Consider the following 22,687-nt stretch of genomic DNA (forward strand, 5'->3'; position numbering starts at 1 on the left):
TAAAATCACCCTTTTCCTATATACTTGTTTGAATCAACCCTCCATATTCAAACTGCTGTAATACTTTCGTTCGAAGTTGTTGGAACGATTGAGAAGTTTTATTTCGCGGATAAGGCAAATTATTTTCAATCACTTTATGTATTTTCCCTGGTTTTGCACTCATAATGATGATTCGGTTTGAAAGATATATCGCTTCGTCTATATCATGTGTAACGAATATCATTGTTGTTTTCTTCTGCTCCCAAATATTTAGCAATACTTCTTGTAAATGACTTCGAGTAAAAGCATCCAGCGCTCCAAAAGGTTCATCAAGTAATAATACATTCGGATCTCTTAATAACGCTCTCGCTATCGCAACACGTTGTGACATCCCGCCTGAAATTTCTTTCGGATACGATTTTTCAAAGCTATCTAACCGAACGATTTCAACCCATTCTCTCACCTTATCTTTCACATACTTATCTTTTAACGACAAATCTGCCGCTATATTTTCTTCAACTGTTAACCATGGAAAAAGCCTATGTTCTTGAAAAATAAAACCTTGTTTCTTACTCGGTTTTAAGATAGGATCCCCGTCAATAACAACTTCCCCTTCAAAATCATTATCTAGACCGGCAACAATTTTTAGTAATGTACTTTTTCCGCACCCACTCGGACCAATTACTGTAACAAAATCCCCTTTCTCTAATTGAAAATTAATATTCTCTAATACTTGAACAGTACCAGTTTGTTTCAAAAAATATTTTGATACCCCATCAATTGAAACAGTCATTTCTTCTCCTCCTTAAAATGATTCATATAAATGAACAGATTCAGTATTTGTGCAATAAAAAAACCAAAGGCATTTTATCAACAGATAAAATGCCTTTGGTTTCTCCAATCAGCAATACGTTATGGAATTAAGTACATATTATAAAAATATTTCCGATAAGTCAACTAGGTTTTATCAAAACATACATATGATTCGTTTGAATATTTTTACTGTTGTTTATTTGAACGATATCATTTACTTACTATTTTTTCTGATTTTTAATCCACTGTAACCAATAAGAAAACTCACACGCTAAATGCATTTGATGGGATTTAATAACTAAGCGACGAAATTTCTACAAAAAAAAGAGTAATTTCAAGAAATATGCTACTAACCTTAGATTTATTAAAAAAGTTAGATCATATAACTTGAGACTACTCATTCCCATTCAAAATATTTATGTAATTAAATTTTATTTCCTCTGCACCCTGGCTGTCTCCAAAACTATTGGTGGCAGCTCTTTTTGAATGATTTCTTTTAATCGATAAAGAGCTTTCCTCACATAACCACCTTCGAAATTCCCTAATGGTTCTGGTAATTCATCTTCATCCAATATGAAGTATTCTCCATTTGGAAGTACCATAATATCGATGATTAAATCTTCAAAGGAAACCACTTCATCTTTTATTTGTGTGTTTTTTACAATATTAAAATAGGAACCTAAATACTTTCCTTTTATATCTCTCCATACGTATAAATTGTACGGACGATCTTTCCAGTAATATGCGATTGTATAACTTCCTTTTGGGATTGTTAACTTAGTATCATTTGCAGTCATTGTAAATGAATACTGCACCTCGTGAAATAAAACGATACTTTGTGATTGCTTTTCAAGTAATAAGCAATTGTGATCTACTATTGTTGAGTTATACCGGATTTTTCTTTCTATAATTTCAATTTTCGATGTAAGTAACTTATTCATTATTTTGTTTCCCCTTATGCTAGTTCTATCCTCAATTATATCCATTTATGTAGTGATAAAGAAGTGTATAGTTTTTTATATAATGATTTATAAAAGTATATAGTAAAAACTCCTTCTTATTTAGAAAGAGTTTTTCACTATCCATGTTTCATATTTTTTCACTTCTAACGGAAGCTCATTTGTTTTTATGTAACTAACAGCACTATTACTCATGTTTTAACTTTTCCTTAACCGCATCATAAAATTTTCGTTCTTCATCAACATTTAAGTAAACACGACTTACTGTTTTAGAAAAGCCGTATAACAACTGCGCTTTCACTGGCTCTTTTAATGTTATTTCAAAAGTAGCAGGTTCTTTTATGAACTCCATAACAGTTGCATCCAATACCTGTTTCCTTTCTTTTGCCGTTAGCAATTCACCCTTGTAGAACGCAATATTATCAATTTGTGTAAATGGCATAACAATTTTCTTTCCTAATCCGATTTGAATGACTACTTGTTCTTCTGTTACGACAAGGGGATTTTTGCGCATCGCTTGTATTTCAGCTATAAAATAAATCATCGCGTATACATTTAAAATAAGTAAAATCCATGCTATTACTGGATTCCACTGATGTAGTAAATAATGAAAACCAATGCTTTCAATTATTGTTGCATGAATAATCATGATATACACACCTATAGCACCAGTCTTTTTATGATATGAGTATACAGATTTACCTGTTGGTACTTTTTCACGCCACGATAAAAACGCATAATAGATTAACTTACACTCTGTTAGAATGACATCTACTAACTTACTTCTTTTCATAGTAGCGTCAAACGCTGCATCAATCGCATAAGAAAAGGAATAATTTTCTCTTCTATATTCTTTATATTTTTTTATTATTTTAGGAAGCACTCTAACAATTTTATAGAGAAGGAATAATTCTAGACCTACAAATGCAATTTCAGCCGCAACAATAATATAAGAGATGAATGAAAAAGCTTGTAAATAGTCACTTGGAATAATAAATCTCGCAAAAATATAACCAGCTATTACAACAGGAACTATATACGTTAACGAGTATCTTTTTCGAATAATGAAGAAATACGTGATGATTGGAATGACAAACATGCAATCTAATAATGACCCAAGCACAACTTCTTTCGGCGCAACTGGTACAATTGGAAGGGCATACAATAAATAGTTTGGTAGCATAATTAAAAAGACGAGTCCAATCCAAACACCTTTTCGCCTTCGTGATAGTGTAACCTCCATACGTTCACTCCTTTATTTAAAAACCTCATTTAAATGGTCTTTATAAAATGAAATGGCACGTTCAAATTCTTTTACTTCCTCTACTTTCACGACAGTTTCAAGTAATAATTTCATCGCTGATTCGTGATCGTTTACGTTATATTTTGCTAATGATAAAAATACTTTCATCGGAGCGTTCTCTGGGAATTTTTTCACCCCAGCTTCTAATACTGTAATTGCCTTTTCATATTCCCCTATACAACGATATGTACTTCCTAAACCAATATAAGCACCGCAAAGCGATTCGCCATCAAGTCCATTTGCGATTGCCTGCTCATAATACGGAACTGCTTCTGTTTCTAGCCCCATTACATCATGTATCCACGCACACTGATACAGTACTTCTGCATCCTTTGTAAAGTTTGTTAATCCTATAAGCATCTCTTTAGACTGCGCATATTTCTTTTCGTTTCTAAGTTTAATAGCTTGCTTTAATAAATGTTCCATAGAATCCACTCCTCACCAATTATTCTGTGTATAGCTCTTGATTGGTATACGCTTCACATTCGTGTAAAAGTAAAATTCCCACCAATTAAAGTTTCGCTTACTTATTACTATGCGGATTCATTCTCATCTAAAAACTTAATTTTAAAAAGCAGTGACACGATTACATAATAACTCTAAGCTTTTGACAATTTCTTTCGCTGTTTCATCTTTCCCATTACACAACTTCCCTTTACCATCCTGTCCAATTACATAATGCACAGCTCCGCGCGAATATAAAGAATGTGGTGAATTCGCAATCATTACATTCGCCCTTGCTTCTTTCATTCTATTTTTTGCTCTTTCAAACAGTTCTTCTTCATTTAAATCACTTTCAAGTTTAAAACCAACAAGTACTGTTTCTGGGTCCCATTCTTTTATTTGTTTTAATACTTTTGGAGCCTTTTGAAAGTGAATAATCGGTGCTATATCACTTGAAATTTTTCCGTTCATATTAAGAACATTACCATCTTGATCACAAATTTTCTCCACAATCCAATCTGATCCAGCCGCTGCCATAATGACTGCATCAATCTTTTCATGTGATATGATACTTTTCATTTTATCTTGTAAATCAACGATTCCTTCAAATGGATGTAATTCTAACCCTCTATGTACATCACTCGGTTTCTCCGCAAAATAACCGTGTAAATATATAACATGTGCCCCTTTAGCTAGAAGTTCTTCTGCGATTATCCTTCCGATTGTACCTTTGGCCATATTCGTATGCCCGCGTACTTGATCCCATTTTTCTAGACAACCACCGCTCGTAATTAATACCTTTTTCCCCTTCATTGTAACCATCCCTTACTAATTTTTCTTACGAAACCATTCTGTTCCAAAGTCAACTATATCACGCTGTTTCATTAGACGACACGTTGCATTCCCTATCTTCCCATTTTTTACAGTTCCTTTTCGCTCAAACTCCACACCAATTTCTACAAACTTCTCAGATTCGTAATCCATTTCAAAAAACTCTTTCCACACTCTTTCACCGTTTTCTATAATAGGTGCTCCTACTTGTATTAACTCACATGCACCAGAACGCACCTCGGATAAATGAACAGACGTATTGGAATCATATCCAACACCAATTAATAATACGTACCCGTCTAAATCATATATTTTTCTTAATGGAGATTCTTCTCCAAAGCTCATTGATAACGAATGGTTCATTGTTATTTCTACTGCATGTTTTCCCCATGCAGCAAAACTTCCTAACGGATGATTACTACGTACTACATTCGGATATGTACGAAAACATTCAACTATTTCACCCATTCCCCTTGTTGGGGTTATACGTGAATCAAATGCTGGGACGTTATCTCGGATAATTTGCCACCAGTCTTCCGGTACAGGTGGTCTTGACCAATGTTTCGGATCGGACAAATCCGAAGATTGCGTTGGCATTATTATCGTTCCTTCTTCCGTAACAACTTTCATTAATGCTTCTACTACAGCAACCGCACCACCAGATATCCACCCGATAGAACTTAGTGATGAATGAACGATAATTGTCATTCCTTTTTCGACTCCTAATGCTTTTAAATCTTTTGTTATTGTTTCGATTGTATTTGGAAATTGTGTACTTGCTACTATTTCATTCATTTTCATATTGGTTCCCCCACTAGCTACGTAAATTTAAACTTTTATATAAATATATTATCATATTTTTCTTAATTTTTAACTTAATCATTTTTCATATCTATAAAAAATGGTAATATTATTACACAAAAAAATTTTTAAATTATAATATTAAGATTTAAAACACAAAAAGAAAGTGAAGATTTTACATCCAACCATAAAAAGCTGTTTTATACATAGACGAAAGAGCTCATCACAAATGATGAGCTCTTTGTTTACTTTATCCTTCAATTGTAACCCCAGTAAACATTGATAAGTTTCCCGTTATTTTCTCACCTACACGTAAAAATAAGCCTGCTGCTCTTCCGCTTATACAGTGAGAGCCAATTAATAGTTTACCAGTATATGGACCATCCCATGTGTCAATGGTATAGTCAGGCATTTCTATGTATTGCTGGTATATCTTCCTTTGTTCAAAGTAATACTCTGTTTTATCTTCAGCTAATAATTCATCATTTTCGTATATAGATACTCCGCCACCTTCACGACCAAATACAGGTTTGGAAACGTATGATTCATGTCTTTCTAGAAATCGCTTATTTGAAAAATATGTTGGTAGAAAGTATTTATAAATAATGTCTTGCTCTTCTTCTGTAAAGAAAACACTTTCTTCATAAAGCTTCCAAATTAGTGCGAGTACACTTTTGTTTTGCATAACAAATGCGGCTGGCGGATTAATAATTTTCACTCTTTCTTGCGCAATATGATCTAAAAATTGTAAACCAATCCTTTTTCCATTCTTATCAACGTCCGTTACTAAATACTCTATTGGATACAGTCTATATAAATATTTTATTTTTTCTCCACTCGGCGTATATATACCATCTTCCGCAACGACAATGTCTTGTATTCCTACATAGTCCGTTGACTGATTTAAGCAATACGTTCTTAAAAACTGAACCGTTTGACTATCTTCATCGTGCCAATCATAACTAGTAAAATATATCGTCTCTTCAGGGCCTATATGATAGTCATGTTTAATTTGTTCCCATGCCTGCACAATATGCTCTTCTATATGGTTTGGGTGATTTACATCATGATAACGGCATAACACTTCATTTGCGACAGACGGTTCTAAATAGCCTGTTGGCGTATCACAATTTACTTCTATTAATTTTATATCGTCACCATTTACGATAAAATCAAACCTTGTAAAATATGAAAATAAACCATTATGTTTCATTCTCGCCATTTCCCACGCTTCAGCTGGGAATCCAAGTTTTTGAAAATCTTCTGTCGTATTTACAATATATTGATACGTTCTATATAACACATACATGATTTCTTCTGTCGCTTTTGAGATAGCAGTATAAGTTTTTGCTGGCATGCGATACATCCCTGTTGCCATATATTGATTCCATTCTTCATTCTCTAACAGACTAGGCCAAGTGAAACCATTCCTACTAGCCTCTTCTGCAAGTGAAAACCATACTTTCATATACTCTTCTTGCTCTCGTTCTGTATACATTACTCCATTACCCTTTCGTTTTAGGATCCTGCTGGCGCTTTTGCGTTTCCAATTCCACTTGAACCAGAGTTTACTTTCGGTGTTTGCGTAGTAGATGATTTTGGCGTATTTGTATCTGGTGTTACTTTATTGGATGGATTTGGCTGCTGTTTATTTAAATCTACTTTATTGGAAGTATTATTGTTACCGTTAGAACCACCAGTATAACCACCGCTACTACCGCCACCTGTTCTACGCTCATCTTTTTCACGATATGGAATAACATTATTTGCATACGGTTTCTTCATTAAATTTGGTTTTGCTGTATAATTCATATTTGAAGTTCTACTCGCTAATAAATATCCTGCTACAAATGGAAGTATCGGTAAATGAGAGTTTTCATGATAAGATGAAAATGACGGATTATTTTCCTTGCATAACTCATCTTTCTCTACATTTTCATTGGTTGGGGCTTTATCATCACAATTTAATGTTTCTTGTTCATTTCTTTGTTTTGCACCATCTGTTTTAACAGCTGTACTTTCTTGCTGAGCAGTTTCTTCTTCATAATCACCACAACCTGTTAATAAAAAAGATGACACCCCTATTGAAGTAGCTATTTTTATAAACTTACTTTTCTCCATTCTCACGTGTTATACACCTATCTTCTTTTATCTATATTTTTCCAGATACCTATATTATATAATGAAATTATTATTTTTTTCAAACTATATTCAATATGTACAATTATATATTTTCATGCTATTTTTCCATGTAACAATGAAATCTTTCTATCCCTGGATATTTTTCTCCTAAACTTTTAACTTGAAAACCAATTCTTTTATAAAATTCTACCGCCCCATCGTCTGTCTCCGCTTCTATATAAGTCAATTGGTATACTCTTACAATCTCTTTAATCATTTGTAGTGCAATTCCTTTTTGACGATAATCTGGAGCCACTGCTATATGACATATTCGTGCTTTAGTTTCTCCGATTATTTCAATACCTAGACAAGCTTTTTCTTCATATTTGTACAAAGTCCCTTTATTACTTTGATAAAATATTATTGCCTTCTTTAAGCTTATTTCATTTGGACCGACGGCATATTGTAGCACATTTAATATTGAATCTTTTTCAATTTGTTCAACGCGATGTATATTCATACTTTCATCCCTTTCTATGAAAAAAAGACTAACTCTTAATAAAAAGAGCTAATCTCATTACGCCGTTATTTTTTCTTCTTTTTTTACAACGACAGCCACATAACTATGAAGTATCATTCCAATAATAACGAGACTCATACCAATCCAAGATAATGATGACGGAATTGGTGCAGATAACCAGATCAGCTCTCCTACTAGCGCAAATAAAACTTCACCAGACTGCGTCGCTTCCACTGTTGCTAATTTTTGCGGATCATCTTTCACAAGATCTGTTGCAAAGAAAAATAATACTGTCGCGATTAACCCAGAGCTAACTGCTACAATAAAACATTGAAAAACTTGGCTACTTGACGGTAATCCGCCTGTTGATACTTCGTAACCAGATAATAAAAACCAAAATGGTAAACTTGCTAATGTCATACCGAGTACTCGCTGAAATACATCTAATTCCCCTTTACAAACTTGCATCATTTTTCTATTTCCAAGAGGATACGCAAATGCTGCAATAAGTACAGGAACTACACATAAAACGGTTTCACGAATACCTAATGAAGAAGCATGTTCTGCTTGCATGAGAACAACACCGAATAAAATAATGCCCGACATAACTAATTCCTTCATCGGAAGTTTTTTATGTAGTGGATCCACCGCAAAAAATGGTGTTAACAAAATCCCTGCAACGATTGTAATTTGCCATGTTGATGCAACAAGCCAACCTGGTCCGAACGCTCCAGCAAAACTAAGCGGTGCATAAAAGAGACCAAATCCAACGATACTCCACACTAACCATTCTTTCGGATTGTTTTTCATATATTGAAAGAGTTGCTTTAAGTTCCCTCTATACATAACAATAAGTAATAGCATTGGAACCATAAAATAATACCGTAATGATGCACTCCAAATCCAGCTTCCACCTTCTAAGTCCATTGCCCGGTTTAAAACAAAGGTAAAGGCAAAGAAAAATGATGCCAATATCCCTATAACAATTGCTTTCATTGTAAAACCCCTTGTATTTAATTTTTTATCTCTATGACATATATTTTAGTATACGCGATGAAAAATCTACATACAAACTTACATTTCACTTTGGGATGATGAAGGAATTGTAGTAGATTTACATGGGAATAAAGTGCATTGGTATGAAATCGAGGCCATTACATATCAAAATTTTCAAGGGTCAAAATCTACTTTAATCTCGACCCGCTATAAAAGATGGCTACCAACTATTGCACATTCAATTTACTGGTTTTCTATTGAGAAACCAAAAGATTATCATAAAAATTTAATGATAGCTTGGGAAGAAAAGCGAACGAATAAAAACAAACGCCTCCTTTAATTATTATTTAGGGGCGTTCGTTCATTCAAAAATTAAAGAATATGTAGTCTATATTCTCTGTATAATTTCCTCAAACGACTGATATGAGCTTGATGATACCGATTATGATCTGCTATATGCCATATTCCCCATCTTATTGTCGCAGTTTCGCCTTTTTCATACAAAACTTCCTCTCTTAAAAGAACAACACCATATGTTCATCATCATTATACACACCATTCATTTTTATAGCCCTTTTTTCAATTCCGTATGTTTTAAATCCCATTGATTCATATAATCGTTTGGCTGGTTCGTTCGTTGAAACAACCCCTAAATTCAATTGCTCTAGCTTCATCTCTTTTGCCCTTTCAATTGCTTTACGTATTAAATCACGTGCAAGACCACTTCTTCGATTTTCAGTATCTACATACATTGCAACGATATGTCCTTTATGCTTATATGCGTCTTTTTCTTCTGTTAATAAAGTAACAACCCCAACTAAACGATTTTCATTATTAAAAGCACCAAATGTAAAACTACTATTGGATGAAAGATTACTAGCAACTCGTTCAAGAGGATTTTCTTGACGTACTGCTTCTTCATAAGTCGTTATAAATGCTTCTGGATTTACTTGTAATGCTTGTAAACGTAACTCCCAATATTGTTTTGCATCCGCTTTTGTAAGTAATCGAATCATTTTATCTTCCCCTTTTTAATTTACATAATATTTTTATAGGCTACTTTTTTGATTCATACTCTTCTTTTAATATACTGTAACGATTGCGATGAATGAACTTCCCCTGTCTCAATCGATCATTTCTCATTAACCCTTCGCATACAAATCCGGCACTTTCATAATTCTTTTTAGCTTTTGTATTATCTTCATCTACACGTAACCAAATTTTCTCCAATTCAAACTGAGAAAAACCTATTTGTAACATGCTGTTTAGAGCTGCCATTCCAAATCCTTTACCCCAATAGTCTTTATTTCCAATCGCAATTCCTAGTTCAGCATTTTTATTTGTTTTATCAAAATTTTTAAGGTCTACCCATCCAATATGTATACCTGCCTCAGTAACGATTGCCCTTTGTTCATAACCATTTTTTCGGCTTATACAAGCTTCAATCCAGTTTCTCGTATCTCCACGAGTGAACGGAGGATATTGATCTGGTACGACTAAATGCTTTGTTACATCTCTATCTAATGACCATTGATAGCGATCTTCTACATCATCTAGTGTCAATTCTCTTAATTGAACATATGGTACATTCATTTTTCTCTCCCGTTTTATAAAAATGATCAAAAGCGGCTACAAATTTGTTTGCATATTGCTCATCATATCTTCTTAGCACTCTAATAAACCATTTTGAACTCCCAAGCCACTTACCATTTACTCTTAATACATATTCATGTACTAAATCCGCTAATAAATTAGCGATAAACAATTCTTCTTCTCTTTTTGTTGCACCAATAAAGTCATCTAAAGTATCCGTAATAAAATATCGCTTCTGCTTAATCGTTTCTTCGGTCCATTTAGCTGGTCCTTTATGTAGTAAATCATTCGCTTCTTTTTTTAATTTCTCAACAATTTCCTTTTCCCCTTTTAATGCAATCCCTTCCGAAACTAATTGTGGTAACGACGGTCTCCCTCGATCACAATCCATTTTGAAAAAGGTTTTATATGTTTCAAAATTATGAACAAACACCTCAACAGGCCATCCATTACTATAGAAAGATTCCCTATAGCAAGAAGTTAAACTTTGGTCAACTATTACAATATCAAGGTCAGATGTTTTCGTCGCTTCTCCTCGTGCAACGCTTCCGCCGAGTAAAGCTACATCACAATTAGAAAATTGTAATGTAATTATGTTTTGTGCTGCGTCAATTGCTTTCATAACCGATCCTCTTTTCTTATTTCACTTTCTTTTTTTCAGCTCTTTCTCTCGCTTTTTTTATATAGCTTTCTGCATCTGGTGTTTTACATGATGTTGCACCGTGATCAACCTCTACTTTTCCAATTTCACGTGCAATTTCAATCGCTTGTCGCTCTAAGTCTTCATTACGAATTCCTATTGCGATTAAAGCACTATTCATCGCTTCTTTTTTTCTATTTTTTTCATTATGTATATTTTCTTTAATCTCTTCTAAGTACGGAGAGAAGAAATCATCATGTAACGTTTTATTTTTAATCGCTATATTTGCTAATAAAGACCAGCCAGCTCTTCCAATCCATTCATCATTAGACTTTGTCCACTCTTCCATTCTTTCTATTGCAATTGGCGAAGTACATATAGATGTCATAAGAACATCCATCAAACAGTAATAATCAACATCCTGAATCCAACTATTAAGCTGTTCTGTCGTTATTTTTTTCGGATCTAAAATATAAGTTGCTAATGTCATTGCGTCCATATTTTTCGTTTCCCACAATCCAACTGCTAAATCATGATCTTTTTTTATCTTCTTTTTTAACAATTTTAAATTCGCAAAACTAACTCCAAATAACGGCTCTTTCGCTCCGTGGTTTTTATACGTTTTTCGATTTTGTTCTGTTCCATATTCCTCTAGTTGCTGCATTACTTCCTCAAGTAACATATACCCACCTCTTTATCTTTTATGTTGACTGTATATATGTATGTACGATATATTCTACATTACTTTTTGGTTTTCCTATATTTATTTTTAAAATACGGTATGTGAAATTTTTAAACATTGCACAGCTACACCATCAAAAAACTATACATGTTAAACATACAGTTTTTTGATGGTATCAATTTTCCGTAGAATAAGATATAAACTACGAAAGAACTTTTAATGAGATGTGTATTTCCAACATGTTTAGAAAACTCTTTAAAATGGTTTACTATCATACTTTTATACCTCCTTCATAAATTATGTTTACTACATTTATTCTTAGCCAAAATACTTTCTACATTTTAATAACTCTCTCAATAAGATTTTCTTATATAAAAATCCCTACAAACGCTGTAGGGATTTATGTCTAAATCATTTTGCTACACTCTATTTCATATGAAAATAGTTTCCTTATTCAGATGCATTCATAAGCACAATTCTCCAACCATCTGGATCCTCTATTGTGGTTCCTTTCTCTATCCAATACGGGTTTTCTGGTTCCACCTCATGGTAGCCCATATTACTTAATCGATTTACTATATTTTCAATTTCATCTTTATTAGGCATATAAAAAACTAGTAAATTATCTTTTGTCGGTGCCGGACATGGACTTCCATTAACATGTGAAGTAAACTCCAAATGATACTCTTCATCTGGTAATCCAAACATACCCCCGTCATATCCTTCATGATTGTGAAATTCCCCTATACGTTTTAATCCTAATCCTGTTTCATAAAAACTAATCACTTCTTCCAATTTATCTGTTGGTCTTGCAATTCTAAATTGAACCCAATTCTTCATGCAAATCTCCTCCTTTTCATTTTCCAAAGCTTTATAGTAATTAGTATAGGTTACATATATTCCCTTTAACATCCCTCATTAGTGTGAGCTTCCTAAGTTGAAAGACCTATTAGTTAATAAACAATAGGACTTTAGTATAAATTGCTATTTTGCATTGTTTCTAATGTTATCCATGACTGCCCAATTGGATTAACATATGGCCTTTCCTCATTACAAATTTTACAGTGAGAAGGTGCTTCTTCATTTTCGGGATACTGTACTCCACATGTAGTGCAAATATAATTATTCATATTCCCGCTCCTTTTTTCATATAATTGTTTCTTTACCAATATTTTAATAAAAATCAAAAATATTCGAATCAATATTTGGAACGAAAACGAAGTGATACGAAAGTATGATTTGGTGATTGAAAGTTTAAATAATAAAGTTTAAATTCATTCTATTTTTCAAAACTGCAATTGATATAAAATCTTGCATACTTTTGGGTAAACTTTTTTACAAGTGTAAAAAAGTTTCTTTGCATTTCCCTACCTATAATTGCTAATATAGTAGAGTAGAACTTTTATAGAGAGAAGGAAAATTATGCACAATGGAATTCGAATGACAACTTTAGTAAAAAGGGCTATGTTAGTTTGTGCGGGAGTATTATTCACATACGAAGCGGCTTTTGGATCAGTACATACTGCTTTAGCTAGTACAGAGGATGAAGCAAAATCTGTTCAACTTGTAAGTGAGATTCAAACATCTCTTGCTCCGAAAGAAGCTCCAAAACATTATAACGGGCAAGTTAGAAAAGTCGCTTATTTAACATTTGATGACGGTCCTGGAAAATACACAGCTGAGCTTTTAGATATGTTAAAGAAAGAAAATGCAAAAGCAACATTTTTCCTAATTGGTTCAAACGTAAAAGCTTTCCCTGATCTTGTAAAACGCGAAGATGCTGAAGGCCACTACGTTGGGATGCACAGTATGACTCATAACTACAAGAAACTTTACACTGAAGGTCATTACGTAGATGAAATGAAGGAAGACCAAGGCTTAATCGCTGGTGTTTTAGGTAAATCACCAGTATTAACTCGTCCTGCTTACGGCTCTATGCCAGGATTAAACGAAGCTCTTCGCAACAAAGTTGTAGACAATGGCTTAAAAGTTTGGGATTGGACAATTGATTCTTTAGACTGGAAATATAACAAAATGCAAGTTGATGCTGCATCAGCTAAAATTGTAGAAAACGTTCTAGCTCATTCTACAAATCCAACAGAAGTTATCCTTATGCATGATATTCATCCACAATCAGTAAAAGCAGTACCTGGAATTATTAAAGGACTGAAAGAAAAAGGATATGAATTAGAAGCATATAATGAGAACGAACACTTCCCATTAAACTTCTGGCATGATAATCGTATGTAATGAAAAGACTTGATCCCCTCTAGTAGGTTATCAAGTCTTTTTTATCGTTTTTAGAATTTCCTTATAGAGAAAACCTATACACGCTTGCACCATATCAATATTATACGTCCCTTCCCTTTTATCAAATAAATTTAACTTTGAAATATCACATGCTATCTTTAATCTAGTTTAAATAAGTAGATGTTATATAATCGTATTTATAGTGCAAACTGAAGAAACTTGGAATCAATTTAAGAAAGAAACGCGATAAGTAAAAAACTACAAAAGCGACTTATTCAAAATAAAAACATACATATCAGAATACAGTCAAAAAAGGATTGAATATACAATTTCAATCCTTTTTTATATTATCAACACTTTAGCACATATTACTCTTAAGGAGTGATGTGTATATGGATTTTCTTTCACCTGAATATTTGTCTGCCTTGCTTGCCATTATTGTAATCGATTTAGTGTTAGCCGGAGATAATGCCATCGTAATTGGATTAGCAGCAAGAAGATTACCGAAAGACCAACAAAAGAAAGTTATCATTTGGGGAACCATTGGAGCAATTGCTATTAGGGCTCTCGCTACCTTAGTTGTCGTTTGGTTATTAAAAATACCTGGATTACTCCTAATTGGTGGTGTACTTCTTATTTGGATCGCTTACAAGCTGATCGCTGAGGGCAAAAATCATGATATTAAAGCCGAAGAAGGATTTTGGTCTGCTATTAAAACCATTATTATCGCTGATGCGTTAATGGGCATTGATAATGTACTCGCTGTTGCAGGAGCTGCCCATGGTAACTTTTCTTTAGTAATCATCGGACTATTAGTGTCTATTCCAGTAGTCGTATGGGGCAGCACATTAATTTTAAAATGGGTGGATCGTTTTCCTGTCATCATTACGATCGGAGCAGCCGTTTTAGCTTATACTGCCGCGAAAATGATTGTAGATGAGAAATGGTTCGCTGGATTTTTCGAAAGTAACCCTTTCGTTAAATGGGCATTTATCATTATTATCATCGTCGGTGTAGTTTTCTTCGGAAAGGCAAAACAAAAAGCAACAGCTGGTTTTGTCTCATAATGATGGTATATTTACAAATAAAAGGCGCTATTCATATGAATAGCGCCTTTTATTATTTATTTAGCTTCCCCTTCCGGAGTCGTTTTTACCTTCGTTTTGTTTTTATCACGGTTGTTATAGTTATACTTCGAACGATCTACTGGAGTGAATCCTTCCGGTGTGTAGAATCGTAATAAGTCACCATTTACGACTTGGTCAGAGTATTTTAGTGAGTTTTGAACCATTTGTTCATTTTTCTTTATTTCATCTGTAAATTCTACAGGTTTTCCAGTAGTTGTATCATAGTATTTGCCGTTTAGTGCAGTAACTGTTGGGCTTACGTAGTTACCGTTACGGAACGCAACGACTTGTTTATGATCTGGTGATAATAAATCAGAACCGAATTGAACATAATTCTTTGTATCTGTACCTAGTAAGTGTAATAGCGTTGGAAGAACGTCAATTTCACCACCGTATTGATGTTGTACGCCACCTTTCACTCCTGGTACACGAACGATTAATGGTACACGTTGTAACTGTGCATTTTCAAATGAGTTCATTTCTTTATCCATTACTTTTGACATTGCTGCATTATGATTATCTGAAATACCGTAATGGTCTCCGTACATAACAATAATTGAGTTATCATATAAACCAGATTGTTTCAAGTAATCGATGAAGCCTTTTACAGATTCATCTAAATAGCGTGCTGTTTGGAAGTACGTATCTACTGATGAATCACCTGTTGTTGCTGGTTCAATCGTTGCTTCTGCCTTATCAATTGGATAAGGGAAATGGTTCGATAACGTAATAAACTTTGTATAGAACGGTTGTTTCAACGTTTGTAATAACGGAATAGATTCATTAAAGAACGGTTTATCTTTTAATCCGTAGTTTACTACGTCTTTTTCATTCATATCGTAGTATGACGCATCAAAGAATTTATTAAAACCAAATGATTTATAAATATCGTCACGGTTCCAGAATGTTTTGTAGTTACCGTGGAATACTGCTGATGTGTATCCTTGTTGTCCTAAAATAGCTGGTGCTGATTGATACGTATTATGAGATTTCGTTGTAAAGACAGAACCTTGCGGTAAGCCAAACATTGAATTCTCTAACATAAACTCCGCATCTGATGTTTTCCCTTGTCCTGTTTGATGGAAGAAGTTATCAAAGTATAGTGTATTCGCATCTTTTGTAAATGAGTTTAAGAACGGTGTAACTTCTTGACCATTTAATTTGTAATCAATTAAGAAGTTTTGGAATGACTCTAAATGAATGTAAATTACGTTCATTCCCTTTCCTTTACCGAAATACTCAGGATTTGGACTTGCATAAGTTGATGTTAAATAATTTCGTACTTCTGTCATATTATCGCCATCCGCTAATGCTCGTTCTGTCGATGCTTTCGCACTTTGAATTCCATCATAAATTGTGTAGTTGTATGCACCTAAATATTTCACAATATAATTACGGTCAAACGTTCTTGTTAATAATTCAGGACGGTCAGACTCTGCAAGACCTAAGTTAACACTGAATAATAAAATACCTACTACAAATACTAGAGATAATTTATGCTTCGCAACACGAATTGGTTTTGGATTTGCAAATTTTGTTGCGACTAACACAATTAATATAATCGTGTCTAAGAAGTATAATGGATCATAAAGATGTAACAACGCAAGAATACTACCACCTAAATCTCCAAAGTTATTCGTTTGTGTTAATGTCGGGAACGTAATAAAGTCACTGAAAAAGCGATAGTATACTACGTTTGCGTATAAAAGAATCGACAATAACAAATTAATGATAATTAACCAAATATAAGATCGTTTCCCTTTTGCAAATAATGCAAGTCCTAAAAATAGAACTGCTGAACTAAGCGGGTTAAAAAACAGCAAGAATTTTTGGATTGTGTTTGAAATTCCTAAATTGAATTCCGTTACATAAGCTGCATATGTTTTGAGCCACAATAAAATAACGGCAAACAGAAAGAATCCAAAATGATTGCTTAACACACTTTTGCTCTTTAATAAGAACTGTTTCATTTCTCCACCTCTTTTGATCATCCAAGGCTTATTTTTTATAAGTCTGTCTCTCTATTCAAATTTTCTTCTTCAAATAGATTATCTTTATTTAACTATATGAAGAATATTAGTAATTATAATTTGAAGCTAGTATTTATTCAACTATTTCTTTCTAGACATTTTGACCTTGGTTTCTATTTAACAAAATAAATTTGTAACATTTCCTGTTTTCTCCCAAGATTCATCCACTAATTATGACACCCCATACTATATACCTTTATAAACTCATTCGCAAACTATTCTATCTCCAAATTTGGTACATATTTCACATGACAAAATAATACGATTTGATTATATTACTCCACTTACATTTCCCTTCTTCAACTAACTCTTTAAATCTAAAAGTCATTACATCCCTTCCATACATGAAAGAATTCTCCTGTTCATTAATATTATATTTGAATAATTATTCATTTGACCGACCAGCGATGTTACGTTTTCTCGACAAAAAAACTCGCTCTAAAAAGAACGAGTTTTTTCATTATATATTATTGACCTTTGTACATTGCATCTACTTGTTTTTGAAGTTCCTCATTTTCTAAGAACTCATCATAAGTAGCCTCTTTATCGATTACACCGTTTGGTGTTACTTCGATAATGCGGTTTGCAATTGTTTGCACGAACTGATGGTCATGAGATGTGAATAAGATTGTACCTTTGAATGCAATTAAACCGTTGTTTAATGCTGTGATTGACTCAAGGTCTAAGTGGTTCGTTGGATCGTCAAGTGTGATTACGTTCGCACCACTTAACATCATTTTAGATAACATACAACGAACTTTTTCGCCTCCAGATAATACAGAAACGTTCTTCTTAACTTCTTCACCTGAGAATAACATACGGCCTAAGAAACCACGTAAGAAGCTTTCAGACTCATCTTGTGGAGAGAATTGACGTAACCATTCAACTAAGTTGTAATCACTGTTCTCAAAGTACTTAGAGTTATCTCTTGGGAAGTAAGATTGAGAGGTTGTAACACCCCATTTGAATGAACCGCTATCCGGCTCCATTTCACCCATAAGAATTTTAAATAATGTTGTCATCGCAATATCGTTACGGCCGATAAATGCAACTTTATCACCTTTATTTAAAGTGAAGTACACATTATCTAACACTTTTTCACCATCAATTGTTTTAGAAAGACCTTCAACAGTTAATAAGTCATTTCCTACTTCACGCTCAGGTGTGAAGCCAACGAATGGGTAACGACGTGATGACGGTCTAATATCATCTAATGTAATTTTGTCTAATAATTTTTTACGAGAAGTTGCTTGTTTCGCTTTAGAAGCGTTTGAACTAAAGCGTGCAATGAAGTTTTGTAACTCTTTTACTTTCTCTTCTTTTTTCTTATTAGCATCTTGTGTTAATTTTAAAGCTAATTGGCTTGACTCATACCAGAAGTCATAGTTACCAACATAAAGTTGAATTTTACCGAAATCAAGGTCAGCCATGTGCGTACATACTTTATTTAAGAAGTGACGGTCATGGGATACTACGATAACTGTGTTTTCAAAGTTCATTAAGAAATTTTCTAACCATTGAATCGCTTTTAAGTCCAAGTGGTTGGTAGGCTCATCTAATAATAGAATATCAGGTTGACCGAATAAAGCTTGAGCAAGTAATACTTTTACTTTCTCTGCCCCAGTTAATTCTGACAATTTCTTATCATGAAGATCTTCACCAATACCTAAACCTTTAAGAAGAATTGCAGCTTCTGACTCAGCTTCCCAACCGTTAAGCTCAGCGAACTCACCTTCAAGTTCAGCAGCGCGCATTCCATCTTCATCACTAAAGTCTTCTTTCATGTAAATAGCATTTTTCTCTTGCATTACTTTGTAAAGTTGCGTGTGACCCATAATTACTGTTTCTAATACTGGGAACTCTTCATATTCGAAGTGGTTCTGTTTTAATACTGCTAGACGCTCACCTGGCGTAATATGTATGTCACCTGTTGATGGTTCAATTTCTCCAGATAAAATCTTTAGAAATGTAGATTTACCAGCACCGTTTGCTCCGATCAAACCGTAGCAGTTACCTGGCGTGAATTTTATGTTAACATCTTCAAATAATTTGCGATCCGCGAAACGCAAACTAACGTTACTTACTGTAATCATTTGTGTCCTCCTACTAATACCGCTTATTTCAGCGTTTTCTCACCGATTGTCTTAAAAAATCGCATATTACGACTCAATTATTGTAGACTATAGCTATTATATAGTAGAAGCTGGATGAATAGCAACGGTTGATTACCTTTCTACAATGAAATCGGATAGTTTTTGTCCATTCCCCTAGCTATTGTATGTATATCATCGACCTCTTTCTCATATAACCTTTCACTGCTCATTCTGTAATATATCGGATTCATTTTCATCTGAAATATTATATACCGAAAAAACTGTAGAGAAATCATTCCCTACAGTCTCTTCTTATTTCGTATTTATTATTTTCTCTTTGTAACTCTTCATTTTACTCGTTAACCCTATTAACGCCGGTAATAATATCGGCATCACAATTAAAGCTAATAGAAGAAGTGCAACGCCAACTACTGATGCAACTTGTATAAGTGTTAATACACCTGATGGAATTAATGCTGCAAATGTCCCGCCTAAAATTAGCGCCGCTGATAATACAACTCCTCCCATATGACGAGATGCAGTTACAATTTTCGTTACCGAATCCCCTTCTATCTCGTTATAGCGCATCATTACGAAAATACTATAATCCACTCCTAAAGCGACAATCATAATGAAGCTAAAGAATGGAACATTCCAGCTTAATGAATCTACATGTAATACATGTGCACTAATTTGTTCGCTTATACCGAGTGATGCGAAGTACGCTAATAGTAATGAGCCAATAATAAATATTGTGTTTAGTAATGAGCGTGTAATTACGATTAATACAATCGCAATTCCAATTAACATAATTGTAGCTGTACGTAAGAAATCTTGCCCTGTTACTTCTTTTAAATCAACGTTTCTAGCTGTTGTTCCGCCAATTGCTGTTTTCGCATCATGTAATTCCGTTCCCTTTACAGTGCCATCGATTGTTTTATTGATTTCTTGAATAATTGGCATCGCTTCTTTTGAATACGGATTTACATCTAAAATGATAGTCATTTTAGCAATTTTTCTATCCTGTGACATGTACGTGTTCAATGCTTTTTGGAAATCCTCTCCCTCTAGCACTTCTTTTGGAATATAAAACTTCTCAGAGCTCTTCGATTCATTGAGCTCCCCTAAATATTTTTGTGCGTCATGCAGGCCATTACTTACTTTTCCAAGCCCTTCTGTACTTTTAGATAAACCGGATTGTAATTGCCCCATCTTTTCTTGCAGGTCTTTAAGGCCCGTTAAAAGTTGTCCTTGCCCATCGTTTATTTTCGTTAATCCAGATTGTAACTCAACTGATTTATTTGCAATTTGTTTTGAACCTGAAGAACCTTCATTTAATCCATTTTTAAGATCGGCTGCTCCCTTTTGTAACTTATTAACTCCATTGCTCATTTCTTTTAAGCCGTTATCCACTTTCAGTAACGATTGATTCGCTTCTTTAAATGAACTCATCGCCGTTTTGTGCTGTGTTGCTAATTGATTTAATTCATTTGAAAGTACGCTTAATTTCTTTTGAGCCTCTTTAGCAATTCCTATCGTTTGTTGTATGTTTGGATCATTCGCTAATTCTGGTTTCGTTTGAACGAAATTGGTCATTAACATTTCAATTTGTTCATATCCCTTTTTCGCACCATCAATCGCTTGAAAAATACTTCCGAAGAATTGATCGTAAGAGTTTAAACCTTTTTCTAACTGTGCATAACCAGCATGCAGCTGCGACGTTGCATTAGATAGAACATTTATATTTTCGTTTACTGAAGCTAAACCACTCTCAATTTGCTGTGCTCCTTGTGCACCGTCGTTTATGCCATTTGATAATTGATGTAAAGCTGTTCCTAATGCTGATACCCCGTTTTTCGCCTCGTTCGTTCCATCAATTAATTTTTGAACATTCGCAAGACTATTTGAATCATTACTTCCCATTTTATTTTTCGCATCTGTTAATCCATCATTAATTTCCTTTATGCCACCATCGGCATCTCCTAATCCTGTATTCAATTCTCCCGCTTGCTTATTTAAATATAATTCTTTTATCTTCTCACCAGTTGGACGTGTTGGTGCATATACTTCTGACACACCTTTAACTTTCGAAATTTTATCAGTTAATTCGTCTAAAATTTGTAGAGAAGTTCCTTCATCCAGCTTTTTATCAGATTGAATGACTAATGTACTCGGTGAAGAGAAACCAGGCGGAAAATGATCCTCTATTACGTTAATACCCATCTTGGATTCATACTTATTATCCACTTCAAATAAATCATTGTAATTAAGTGTATTAGAGTATTTTAATACGAAAGGAATCGATATTACGAATACGATGATTAAAGCGACAAATGGCCTTGCTACTGAGTTTTTCGCAAAGAATCCCCATAAGCGACTATCCTCATGACCTTTAAATGTTTTAACTGGATAAAACATTCCTTTTCCTAAAAGCACCATGAAAAATGGATTTAAAGTCGTTAATACGAGTAATAATACTAAAACACCAATTGCTACCGCTGAAGTCGATTGATATAATTTAAAACTTGCTAAAGCAAGTGATGCAAAACCAATTAGCACCGCTATTCCGCTATATAATACAGTTTTACCTGCTGATTTGAATGTTTCTTTCGTAGCTAAAAATGCATTTTCTTGTTTACTTAATTCTTCTTTAAACCTCGTATATAATAAAATGTTATAATCTGTTCCTACCCCAAACAGGACGACGACTACGAACACTTGTGTAAAGTTTGAGAATGGAAAATTAAATTGATCTACAAGCTGGGCAATAATCCCCATTGAAACTAAATACGATATACCAACTGTAAGAAGAGAAACAATTGGAACAACTGGTGAACGGAATACGAGGATTAATACTACAAGAATGAAAATGATTGAAATAACTTCTGTCTTTTTCACTCCCTCTTGAGAGGATTTAAGAAAATCACCCGCTATTAAGTCACTTCCTGTTAAATACGTTTTTACCCCTTTCGTTTGCACTTTTTCATGAAGATTATTTGAAACTTTTGATATTTCACCATGTTTTTTATCTATCGATATTTGCGTTAAAATAGTCGTATTATCTTTAGAAACTAATTGTTTCTCCAAGTCTTTATTGTCTAAATGTGAAACAACTTCCTTAATTCCTAATTGCTCTTTTTCATTTTGCAGGGCGTTGATTGTTTTTGTTATTTCCTTTTTTTGTTCATCTGTTAAAGCTGCCTTATTGCCACTATTAAAAACGGCTATAATTTCATACTTTTCAACCCCTTCTTTATCCATCTCTTTCATCATCTTGTCAGCAATACTGCTTTGCTTTGTATTAGGGATTGTAATTTTCCCTTTTTCTTTCACTAATTGATCCATATTAGGCATCGTTACGACCATTGTAATAGTAATAACTATCCATAATAGAAAAGATAAACTTCTCCAACTTTTTAACTTGCTCATTTGAATCATCTCCCGTTTTGAAAGTTTCACGTTAGTAACGGAATGAACGTTCATTCCTATTGTTCTATTACATTAT

At 33.8% G+C, this 22,687-nt stretch carries 20 protein-coding genes and 1 pseudogene; 2 read left to right on the plus strand and 19 right to left on the minus strand.

Translation table 11 applies throughout. The features are described 5' to 3' along the window. Positions 1 to 16 precede the first annotated feature (16 nt). From ES895_RS15225 to ES895_RS15305, 16 genes and pseudogenes are all read right to left on the minus strand, one after another. Positions 17 to 772, minus strand: coding sequence for an ABC transporter ATP-binding protein (locus ES895_RS15225; RefSeq protein ID WP_000218580.1), 756 nt, complete (start codon positions 770 to 772; stop codon positions 17 to 19). A 451-nt stretch (positions 773 to 1,223) separates the two neighbouring features. After that, the gene (locus ES895_RS15230; RefSeq protein ID WP_001037879.1) at positions 1,224 to 1,733 is read right to left on the minus strand and encodes a ribonuclease FAU-1 family protein; all 510 of its coding nucleotides are present in this window, start codon (positions 1,731 to 1,733) and stop codon (positions 1,224 to 1,226) included. Between the two features lie 205 nt (positions 1,734 to 1,938). Continuing rightward, positions 1,939 to 2,994, minus strand: a complete 1,056-nt coding sequence (locus ES895_RS15235; protein WP_000454145.1) for a hypothetical protein — start codon at positions 2,992 to 2,994, stop codon at positions 1,939 to 1,941. 12 nt (positions 2,995 to 3,006) lie between these two features. Next, positions 3,007 to 3,480, minus strand: a complete 474-nt coding sequence (locus ES895_RS15240; protein ID WP_000400636.1) for a tetratricopeptide repeat protein — start codon at positions 3,478 to 3,480, stop codon at positions 3,007 to 3,009. Positions 3,481 to 3,621: 141 nt separating this feature from the next. Next, the gene (locus ES895_RS15245) at positions 3,622 to 4,311 is read right to left on the minus strand and encodes a phosphopantothenoylcysteine decarboxylase domain-containing protein (protein WP_000676724.1); all 690 of its coding nucleotides are present in this window, start codon (positions 4,309 to 4,311) and stop codon (positions 3,622 to 3,624) included. Positions 4,312 to 4,326: 15 nt separating this feature from the next. Next, positions 4,327 to 5,130, minus strand: a complete 804-nt coding sequence (locus ES895_RS15250) for an AAC(3) family N-acetyltransferase (protein ID WP_000783344.1) — start codon at positions 5,128 to 5,130, stop codon at positions 4,327 to 4,329. Between the two features lie 250 nt (positions 5,131 to 5,380). Continuing rightward, the gene (locus ES895_RS15255; protein ID WP_000287883.1) at positions 5,381 to 6,628 is read right to left on the minus strand and encodes a glutathionylspermidine synthase family protein; all 1,248 of its coding nucleotides are present in this window, start codon (positions 6,626 to 6,628) and stop codon (positions 5,381 to 5,383) included. Positions 6,629 to 6,648: 20 nt separating this feature from the next. Then, the gene (locus ES895_RS15260; RefSeq protein ID WP_001242222.1) at positions 6,649 to 7,257 is read right to left on the minus strand and encodes a hypothetical protein; all 609 of its coding nucleotides are present in this window, start codon (positions 7,255 to 7,257) and stop codon (positions 6,649 to 6,651) included. A gap of 112 nt (positions 7,258 to 7,369) precedes the next feature. After that, a complete protein-coding gene (locus ES895_RS15265) occupies positions 7,370 to 7,771 on the minus strand; it encodes a GNAT family N-acetyltransferase (RefSeq protein ID WP_001020845.1) in 402 nt (133 codons plus the stop codon). 57 nt (positions 7,772 to 7,828) lie between these two features. Beyond that, positions 7,829 to 8,767 carry a DMT family transporter gene (locus ES895_RS15270; protein WP_000644587.1) on the minus strand — a complete coding sequence of 313 codons (939 nt, stop codon included), beginning with the start codon at positions 8,765 to 8,767 and terminating at the stop codon, positions 7,829 to 7,831. Positions 8,768 to 9,139: 372 nt separating this feature from the next. Beyond that, positions 9,140 to 9,286: pseudogene (locus ES895_RS15280) on the minus strand (DinB family protein); the annotation flags it as partial. Beyond that, a complete protein-coding gene (locus ES895_RS15285; RefSeq protein WP_000620316.1) occupies positions 9,283 to 9,783 on the minus strand; it encodes a GNAT family N-acetyltransferase in 501 nt (166 codons plus the stop codon). The gene ES895_RS15285 and the pseudogene ES895_RS15280, both read right to left, overlap by 4 nt. Positions 9,784 to 9,823: 40 nt before the next feature. Then, positions 9,824 to 10,360: a GNAT family N-acetyltransferase gene (locus ES895_RS15290; protein WP_098312383.1), complete on the minus strand. Its 537-nt coding sequence runs from the start codon at positions 10,358 to 10,360 to the stop codon at positions 9,824 to 9,826. Then, positions 10,317 to 10,982 carry a nucleotidyltransferase domain-containing protein gene (locus ES895_RS15295; protein WP_000643681.1) on the minus strand — a complete coding sequence of 222 codons (666 nt, stop codon included), beginning with the start codon at positions 10,980 to 10,982 and terminating at the stop codon, positions 10,317 to 10,319. Before ES895_RS15295 ends, ES895_RS15290 begins: the two co-directional genes overlap by 44 nt. A 16-nt stretch (positions 10,983 to 10,998) precedes the next feature. After that, positions 10,999 to 11,682 (minus strand): DNA alkylation repair protein, encoded by a 684-nt coding sequence (locus ES895_RS15300; RefSeq protein ID WP_000923455.1) that lies wholly within the window; start codon positions 11,680 to 11,682, stop codon positions 10,999 to 11,001. Positions 11,683 to 12,132: 450 nt separating this feature from the next. Next, positions 12,133 to 12,522, minus strand: a complete 390-nt coding sequence (locus tag ES895_RS15305) for a VOC family protein (protein ID WP_135238459.1) — start codon at positions 12,520 to 12,522, stop codon at positions 12,133 to 12,135. A gap of 582 nt (positions 12,523 to 13,104) precedes the next feature. On the opposite strand from ES895_RS15305, the gene ES895_RS15315 reads away from it, so the two are divergent. Together ES895_RS15315 and ES895_RS15320 are read left to right on the plus strand one after the other, a co-directional pair. Further along, positions 13,105 to 13,932: a peptidoglycan-N-acetylglucosamine deacetylase gene (locus ES895_RS15315; RefSeq protein ID WP_000551443.1), complete on the plus strand. Its 828-nt coding sequence runs from the start codon at positions 13,105 to 13,107 to the stop codon at positions 13,930 to 13,932. Between the two features lie 392 nt (positions 13,933 to 14,324). Next, complete coding sequence (locus ES895_RS15320) at positions 14,325 to 14,999, plus strand: TerC family protein (protein ID WP_000346944.1); 675 nt, start codon at positions 14,325 to 14,327, stop codon at positions 14,997 to 14,999. Between the two features lie 56 nt (positions 15,000 to 15,055). Here the strand turns inward: ES895_RS15320 and ltaS are convergent, their stop codons facing one another. From ltaS to ES895_RS15335, 3 genes are all read right to left on the minus strand, one after another. After that, complete coding sequence (gene ltaS / locus ES895_RS15325) at positions 15,056 to 17,029, minus strand: lipoteichoic acid synthase (protein ID WP_135238460.1); 1,974 nt, start codon at positions 17,027 to 17,029, stop codon at positions 15,056 to 15,058. 527 nt (positions 17,030 to 17,556) lie between these two features. After that, positions 17,557 to 19,182 (minus strand): ABC-F family ATP-binding cassette domain-containing protein, encoded by a 1,626-nt coding sequence (locus ES895_RS15330; RefSeq protein ID WP_000633864.1) that lies wholly within the window; start codon positions 19,180 to 19,182, stop codon positions 17,557 to 17,559. 312 nt (positions 19,183 to 19,494) lie between these two features. Beyond that, the gene (locus tag ES895_RS15335; protein WP_135238461.1) at positions 19,495 to 22,611 is read right to left on the minus strand and encodes an MMPL family transporter; all 3,117 of its coding nucleotides are present in this window, start codon (positions 22,609 to 22,611) and stop codon (positions 19,495 to 19,497) included. Positions 22,612 to 22,687 lie beyond the last annotated feature (76 nt).

Origin of the sequence: Bacillus sp. 007/AIA-02/001, assembly GCF_004634455.1 — a bacterium.
Taxonomy (GTDB): domain Bacteria; phylum Bacillota; class Bacilli; order Bacillales; family Bacillaceae_G; genus Bacillus_A; species Bacillus_A cereus.

What these genes read in the sequence shown, in the direction of transcription:
- ES895_RS15315 (WP_000551443.1), top strand. Translation starts at nt 13,105, where the DNA reads ATGCACAATGGAATTCGAATGACAACTTTAGTAAAAAGGGCTATGTTA.
- ES895_RS15305 (WP_135238459.1), bottom strand. Translation starts at nt 12,522, where the DNA reads ATGAAGAATTGGGTTCAATTTAGAATTGCAAGACCAACAGATAAATTG.
- ltaS (WP_135238460.1), bottom strand. Translation starts at nt 17,029, where the DNA reads ATGAAACAGTTCTTATTAAAGAGCAAAAGTGTGTTAAGCAATCATTTT.
- ES895_RS15295 (WP_000643681.1), bottom strand. Translation starts at nt 10,982, where the DNA reads ATGAAAGCAATTGACGCAGCACAAAACATAATTACATTACAATTTTCT.
- ES895_RS15240 (WP_000400636.1), bottom strand. Translation starts at nt 3,480, where the DNA reads ATGGAACATTTATTAAAGCAAGCTATTAAACTTAGAAACGAAAAGAAA.
- ES895_RS15300 (WP_000923455.1), bottom strand. Translation starts at nt 11,682, where the DNA reads ATGTTACTTGAGGAAGTAATGCAGCAACTAGAGGAATATGGAACAGAA.
- ES895_RS15255 (WP_000287883.1), bottom strand. Translation starts at nt 6,628, where the DNA reads ATGTATACAGAACGAGAGCAAGAAGAGTATATGAAAGTATGGTTTTCA.
- ES895_RS15330 (WP_000633864.1), bottom strand. Translation starts at nt 19,182, where the DNA reads ATGATTACAGTAAGTAACGTTAGTTTGCGTTTCGCGGATCGCAAATTA.
- ES895_RS15320 (WP_000346944.1), top strand. Translation starts at nt 14,325, where the DNA reads ATGGATTTTCTTTCACCTGAATATTTGTCTGCCTTGCTTGCCATTATT.
- ES895_RS15245 (WP_000676724.1), bottom strand. Translation starts at nt 4,311, where the DNA reads ATGAAGGGGAAAAAGGTATTAATTACGAGCGGTGGTTGTCTAGAAAAA.
- ES895_RS15270 (WP_000644587.1), bottom strand. Translation starts at nt 8,767, where the DNA reads ATGAAAGCAATTGTTATAGGGATATTGGCATCATTTTTCTTTGCCTTT.
- ES895_RS15335 (WP_135238461.1), bottom strand. Translation starts at nt 22,611, where the DNA reads ATGAGCAAGTTAAAAAGTTGGAGAAGTTTATCTTTTCTATTATGGATA.
- ES895_RS15290 (WP_098312383.1), bottom strand. Translation starts at nt 10,360, where the DNA reads ATGAATGTACCATATGTTCAATTAAGAGAATTGACACTAGATGATGTA.
- ES895_RS15265 (WP_001020845.1), bottom strand. Translation starts at nt 7,771, where the DNA reads ATGAATATACATCGCGTTGAACAAATTGAAAAAGATTCAATATTAAAT.
- ES895_RS15235 (WP_000454145.1), bottom strand. Translation starts at nt 2,994, where the DNA reads ATGGAGGTTACACTATCACGAAGGCGAAAAGGTGTTTGGATTGGACTC.
- ES895_RS15285 (WP_000620316.1), bottom strand. Translation starts at nt 9,783, where the DNA reads ATGATTCGATTACTTACAAAAGCGGATGCAAAACAATATTGGGAGTTA.
- ES895_RS15230 (WP_001037879.1), bottom strand. Translation starts at nt 1,733, where the DNA reads ATGAATAAGTTACTTACATCGAAAATTGAAATTATAGAAAGAAAAATC.
- ES895_RS15250 (WP_000783344.1), bottom strand. Translation starts at nt 5,130, where the DNA reads ATGAAAATGAATGAAATAGTAGCAAGTACACAATTTCCAAATACAATC.
- ES895_RS15225 (WP_000218580.1), bottom strand. Translation starts at nt 772, where the DNA reads ATGACTGTTTCAATTGATGGGGTATCAAAATATTTTTTGAAACAAACT.